This window comes from uncultured Campylobacter sp., from assembly GCF_938039245.1.
Taxonomy (GTDB): Bacteria; Campylobacterota; Campylobacteria; order Campylobacterales; family Campylobacteraceae; genus Campylobacter_A.
Genome location: NZ_CALHVN010000032.1, coordinates 56920 through 63233, shown reverse-complemented (window position 1 = coordinate 63233; position 6314 = coordinate 56920). Strand labels below are relative to the sequence as shown.

Here is a 6314-nt window from a genome sequence, read left to right as displayed (position 1 = left end):
GGGCTCAAACTACCATGCCTACATCAAAATTTCAGAAGGCTGTAATCAAAAATGCAGCTTCTGCGCGATCCCGACCTTTAAAGGTAAGCTAAAATCACGCGCGCTCGAAAACATCATAGATGAGGTGCAAAAACTCGTAAAAAAGGGTTACTACGACTTTAGTTTCCTCTCGCAGGACAGTAGCTCGTATATGCGCGATCACGCGGTTAGCGACGGGCTCATCTCTCTCATCGACGCGGTCGAAAAGATCGAGGGCGTCAAAACCGCGCGCATACTCTATCTCTACCCGAGCACGACCTCAAACGCGCTAATTGAGCGCATCATCGCCTCGCCGGTGTTTGCGAACTACTTTGATATGCCTATCCAGCACACAAGCGATAAAATGCTAAAAATAATGAGGCGCGGAAGCGGTGCGGCGCGGATCAAAGAGCTTTTAAATTTGATGAAAAGCGCGCCTGATGCGTTTTTGCGAACGGGCGTCATCGTCGGGCACCCTGGCGAGAGCGAAGCCGAATTTGACGAGCTTTGCGCGTTTTTGCAGGAGTTTAAATTTGACCGCGTTTCGGCGTTTGCTTATTCGAAAGAGGAGGACACGCTCTCGTATGAAATGGAGCAGGTGTCCGCCAAAATCATCTCAAAGCGCCTAAGCAAGATCGAAAAGATCACTCGCGCCGCGATCGAAGCGAGCTTTGCGCAGGAGCTGGGCAAGAAATTTATCGTCTCGCTTGAGGGCGAAAGCAGCGAGGGCGAGATGTTTTACGCCGCGAAAAAAGCGCTGTGGGATAAGGACATCGACGGCGAAATTTTGATCAACGAAAGCGACGTGGAGCAGCTAGAAACCGGCGGTCGCTACTGGTGCGAGATCACGCAGGTAGCGGGCAGCCAGGCGCTAGGCAAGATCACGGCAAAGGCCTAAAATGCTAAGCGCGCCCGTTTTACGCAAGCTAAAATCGGGGCGAAATCTGCTTGCATTTTCGCACGGCGTCGATAGCACGGCACTTTTTTACCTTCTGGACGAGGCGGGCGTGAAATTTGACCTCGCGATCGTGGACTATAACGTCCGCGCGCAAAGCAAAGACGAGGTCGCCTCGGCGCGAGATCTGGCGGCTAAATTTAACAAACAAATCTACGTAAAAAGCGTGCAGCTGGGCGAGTCAAATTTCGAGCACGAGGCGCGCGCGGCCAGATACGGGTTTTTTGCCGAGATTTGCCGCGAGCAGGGATATGAAAATTTGATCTTAGCGCATCAGTTTGATGATAGATTCGAGTGGTTTTTGATGCAGCTTGGGCGCGGCGCGGGGCTTAGCGAGCTGCTAGGCATGAAGGAGCTCGAAGCTCGCGAGGACTACGTGATCGCTCGTCCGCTTTTGGGCGTGCGAAAGTGCGAGCTGGAGCGGTTTTTGCGTGAGCGAAACCTAAAATACTTCACTGATGAGACGAATTTGACGGACCGGTTTAAGCGCGGCTTTATTCGCGCTAAATTTAGCGAGCCGTTTTTGGACGAATACTTTAGCGGCGTAAAAAAAAGCTTTGAGTTTTTGACAACTGACGCATTAAATTTAACTCCCGAAATTTCTAACCCCGCGCCTAAAATTTACCTCGTAAAACGAGGCACAAACGAGCTTCGCGGCGTCGATCAGGCGTGCAAGCGGCTAGGGCTCGTATTAAGCTCGGCGCAGCGAAACGAATGCGCTCGCTGCCTAGAAAACGGCGCTAACTGCGTGCTAGGCGGCAAGGTGGCCGTCGGAGCTGGCGCAAATTTTATACTTGTAACGCCCTACGTTAAGCCAGTGATGGATAAAAAATTTAAAGAAGCGTGCAGGCGGCTCGCCATCCCACCGATAAACCGCGGATTTTTATTTGCCGCACGAGCGGATCTTGCGCTATTTGAGGGGCTTTCTCGCGTATTTGCTTAGCTTGCTATTTGCGATAGAGCCGCGAAAAAAGACGGCTCAATTTCGTTTCGAGCCGATACTAAACGAGCTGACGCCTATTTTTCAAGGGCTCGAAATTACGGCTATTTTGAAAATATCTGCAAATAATGCAAGCGGCGAGAATATGCCGCGTCTTTTTGCACGGCTCTCGTCGTCAAAGCAAAATTCCTAGCGCGGTTTTTGCCGAGTCGGTATGCTCTGGCGCGCCAATGTGACGTCTTGGCGCGATTTGGCGGCGGTATGGGCGATATTTAGAGTCGTTTTTTGTGACTAAAAGCGCGCACGGCGGTAGGTTGTTAAGCGCGGCTAGACGGTTTGCCGCAAAAAGCTAATGTTTTAATTTCGCTAGCTCAAGCAACATTTTAGGCACGATTTGACAGAGGCGTTTCATTTTTAGCGCGTTAAATTTAAGCTATTTTTAGATTCGTTTGTCGTAGCGGGTTTAATATACGGGGCGAATTTGAATGTAAAACTGCCGGCGTCGCATCGCAGCTCAAGCACAAAGCCCTTTTCTAGAGAACCAAAAACGCCGCGTCCGAAATTTTTAAATTTATCGCTAAAATTTAGCGCCCTAAACGTAATCTTTAAAGCGCAAATTTAAGCATACGAAATCAGGTTAAATTTAACTTTCGCCGAGTTCGTCGTGGCTTTTTGCGGGCAATACGCTAACCGCAAACGATAAAAAGCGACGCAAAATTCGCCTCGGACGCGAGAAAAAAGAAGGTTCGCGCAGCGATTTTTAAGCAAAGAGCGGCAGATATCGGTCGACGGTAAGGCGCCTTTAACCTGCCTAAGCTATTTTAATACGGACTAAAACGATCGACGTTTTACGTGAGGGGGTTGCAAAATTAAATAGACGAAAATCTCGAAGCGACGCCTTACTACTCCCCGTACTTTTTCTTTAGATCGTCCCACGTCACTAGCGTGCGTTTGCCCTCTAGGCTGCGGATGCGCGTGACGTCTTGCATCATCTCTAGTACCCCCTTAAATACGCCGTTTTCGTCGCGCACGGCGGCGTAGTAGATGTAGATAAATTTGCCGTGAAGCTCCAGCCAAAAGTCGATCTCGTCACGCTCGCCCTTGCGAAAGGCGTCGATGATCTCCAGAACGCTAGCTACGCTTTCGCGCGGGTGGCAGTTTTTCACGTCGCGCCCGATGACGCCGGCACTTCGCGGAAATACGCGGTGCTTGGTGTCGGTGTAAAATTTCACGATCTCGTTTTCATCGACGAAGGAGAGATCGACTGGCATGTGCTTATAAATGAGGTTGATTTGCTCTAGCGTGAGCTTGCCCGTAGCGACGTCAAAAACGGCATTTTTATCGCTGCTAGCGTTTGGATTTAGCCCGTATTTACTCATCAAATTTGATAGCTCTTTTAGGAAATTCGGATTTAAAACCGCTTCGTTTAAGTTGCTGTTTTGTAAATTTGCCGCGCTTAAATTCAGCTCGCTTTGCAAATTTACGTCCTTTAAATTTGACTTCGAGTCGCCGCCGGAGTCTAAATTTAACGGATAAAATTCGCTCGGCTTTTCGATGAGAAAATACCCGATCTCGTCATCGCCGCGTCTCATCGCGCGAAACTCATCTTCGCTGATCATCTCCAGCGACGTCGGATAGAGCGCCGCCTCCTCGCGTGCGAGCAGGTCGAGCAGATTTTCGTAGATCTCGTGCTGAGCCGCGATAAACTCATCCGCCTTGCCTTCCTCTAGCAGCTCGCGCGCTGCGGCGATACCGTCGCGAACCTTGTTATCAAAGCTCCACATAAAGCGCGACGGGCGATCAAAGCCCTTGTTTTCGAGCATCGAGTAGAGTTGGTGCTGTTTTCTGGCAAAGTGCGTCCTGTTAAAGCTGCCCAGTTTGTCGTAAATTTCAAGCCACTCGTTTTTGATAAATTTCTTTTTTAACAGCTCTTTTGCCTTTGCGATTAGCTCGCGCGCGGCGTCGTTTTCGCTGATGTAGGTAGCTACGGGGTGGTCTTTTGGCAGCTGCGGGCGCTCGGCAGTTAGGATACCGCGCAGGATTTCTGATAGCTCGGCGGCATTTTCGTCGATAAACTCGCTCTTAAAGCCTAAATTTAGCAAATTTGCGCGCACGTTTTTAAAATCTGCCGGCGTGAGTTTCGTTAGCTCCGATTTTGCAGCTTTTCTAGAGGCTAAAAAATTTGCCGTTCCGTTAAGATAATCCCTTAAAATCGCAGTCGCCGAGGCGATGGCGGCATTATTAAATTTAATCATTTTTTATCCTTGCTCTAAATATTTTAAAGAGATTTTAGCGAGAAATAATAAAGTCGGGTTTGATTTATCTTAAGCCGTAGATTTTGACGTTAAATGCTGCGCTTATCTTGTCGCCGTCTTTTTGCATTTCGATAGGAAAGTCGATTTTGACGACGTTTTCATAGCTCCGTAACGCGTCTATAAAGTCGTAAAGTCTGGACGGAGTTTTTATCGTCGCGGTTATCTTTAGCTCGTTTATCAAAAACGGCTCGCTTTGAGATATATTGCTATTTTTAGACACTACCGAGTCTAGATACTGCGATACGAATGTTACGAATTTACCTTCATCAAATTTATTTTCAAAAGCATCCAGCGCCGCTTTGTTATCCGATTTTAGTTTGTCTAGCGCCTCTTGCTTACCGTTATAAACCTGATTTATCTGCGTTGAGGCGGTACTTTGTACTCGGTTATCGTATTTTATCCGCTTGTATTCTTGGATATTCGGAACCAAAAAACCAAAAATCATAATGAGGCAAGCGCTAATAAAGACGAGTATATATATGAGTAGTTTAGTAACATCTATATTTTGCAAACTTCTATCTTTGCTCATTTTGATCCTCGTAGTTATCGGTTTTGTTTGTACTGATGAAATTTAACCAGCCGTTAGGCAGCTGGTAAAAAGAGGTGTTTGACGTGCTAAAAATCGATTTTAGCGGCGTAGCCAGCAGCATATTAAAAACATCTCGGCTAGGCGTAGTTCCTTTTACGACGAGCGAATTTTCGTCCATAGAAATTTCTTCTAAAGTTATACTTTGAGGAACTAAGTCTAGTAGATTTCGCACGCTTTGCTTTAAAAGCGCGTTTGACGAGGCTATCTGAGCCGCAACGTCTCGCCTTTGCTTTAAAAGCTCGGCTAATTCGTCTGCTTGATTGATGCGCTGTTTTGTTTGCTCTATATTTTGCTTTAGCATTTGCGTTTCGTTTCGTAACGTCTGATTTTTAAAAGCGATAGCAAAATTTACCGCCGCAAAAATCAATACAACCGAGATTATCAAAAATATCCAAATTTTATTAAAAAGATTTAAAATGGGCTTTTTTTGAGGCTTTATAAAGCTATAACTAGTCATTTTTCAACTCTTTTATCATTAGTTCCGCCATTATTTTTTGTGTATTGACGGGATAGACCTCGGTTTTAACCAAAAGTTCGTTTTGCAAATAGTGTAAAAACGTAGCGCTCGTCCTCTCCGTAGCGTCAAAAATCACGACGTCTTCGATAAAATCGCTTTCATATAGCGGATTTGTGTAAAATTCCTTAAGCGCTAGCGAAATATAGCCGTACATACTCATATCTCGGCCAAATATCGACACGGAGGTCGCTACGTCCGTGGATGCGGGCATGTTTATATCATATCCTAGATCCTCAAACTCATCTGCCGAGCCGTCTAATTTTAGCAGCTCGTCTAGGCTCTCTACGCCGTCAAAATTAGCAAAGTCTTCATCTACGCTCTCGATAAAATCGTCTATTTCGCTGCTTCGAACCTTATCAAACGCCGTTTCTTCGCTTGACTCTTCTAGTTTGCAGACGGCGGCAAATTTGGAAATATTTTTATGAACGATGCAAATGGCGCAAATTTCGCGGTGCGCATAGACGTAAAGCGCGTTTTTGCCTACCAAATTTTGGCTAAGGATCCCATCGTGAATGAGAGCCAAAGGAGAATAAAGCAGACTCACGTCCGTATCGCCGAATAAATTTTCAGCCTTTTTTACGTCCTGCGTTTTTACGTAAAATATCCAGCCAGGCGCCGGATTTATGAAAGTCAGCTCCTTTGGATCTATGCCAGCTTTTTCAAGAGCGCTCATATTTTTAGGACCGAGCGCGCCTTGAGATAAGGCGTCAAAAAAGAGCGAAACATAAACCCATTTATATTCTTTTTGCAGATTTTTTAGATACTCTTTTGCTCTTGCCGATACCGCGCAGGTATCATCGTTATCAAACTCCGCTTTTACGGTTTTTAGCGGTTTTGAACCCTTATACGCTTCGCCGTAAAATAGGCATTTCTTGGACTCGATAACGACGCTAAGATATAAGACGCTAAAAAAACTGCGCAGTGACAAGCTCTCTCCTAAAATTTACGATTTTTTATCATATCTAAAATGTTATTAAATA

Annotated in this window: 6 protein-coding genes; 2 read left to right on the top strand and 4 right to left on the bottom strand. The window is 46.1% G+C overall.

Annotation, left to right across the window (positions count from 1 at the left end):
• Positions 1 to 916, top strand: a 916-nt coding sequence (locus tag Q0218_RS05930; RefSeq protein ID WP_297967438.1) for a radical SAM protein, incomplete at its 5' end; no start/stop codon positions are given.
• A gap of 1 nt (position 917) precedes the next feature.
• Complete coding sequence (gene tilS, locus Q0218_RS05925) at positions 918 to 1916, top strand: tRNA lysidine(34) synthetase TilS (protein WP_297967435.1); 999 nt, start codon at positions 918 to 920, stop codon at positions 1914 to 1916.
• Between the two features lie 899 nt (positions 1917 to 2815).
• Here tilS and Q0218_RS05920 read toward each other — a convergent pair.
• The 4 genes from Q0218_RS05920 to Q0218_RS05905 all read right to left on the bottom strand — a co-directional run bounded on the left by Q0218_RS05920 (position 2816) and on the right by Q0218_RS05905 (position 6262).
• On the bottom strand, positions 2816 to 4168 hold the full coding sequence (locus Q0218_RS05920; RefSeq protein WP_297967432.1) for a PAS domain-containing protein: 1353 nt from the start codon (positions 4166 to 4168) through the stop codon (positions 2816 to 2818).
• A 64-nt stretch (positions 4169 to 4232) separates the two neighbouring features.
• On the bottom strand, positions 4233 to 4757 hold the full coding sequence (locus Q0218_RS05915) for a hypothetical protein (protein ID WP_295141589.1): 525 nt from the start codon (positions 4755 to 4757) through the stop codon (positions 4233 to 4235).
• Positions 4744 to 5274: a hypothetical protein gene (locus tag Q0218_RS05910; protein WP_297967429.1), complete on the bottom strand. Its 531-nt coding sequence runs from the start codon at positions 5272 to 5274 to the stop codon at positions 4744 to 4746. Before Q0218_RS05910 ends, Q0218_RS05915 begins: the two co-directional genes overlap by 14 nt.
• Entirely contained in the window at positions 5267 to 6262 is a 996-nt protein-coding gene (locus Q0218_RS05905) for a hypothetical protein (protein ID WP_297967426.1), read from the bottom strand. Before Q0218_RS05905 ends, Q0218_RS05910 begins: the two co-directional genes overlap by 8 nt.
• Between the last annotated feature and the right edge of the window lie 52 nt (positions 6263 to 6314).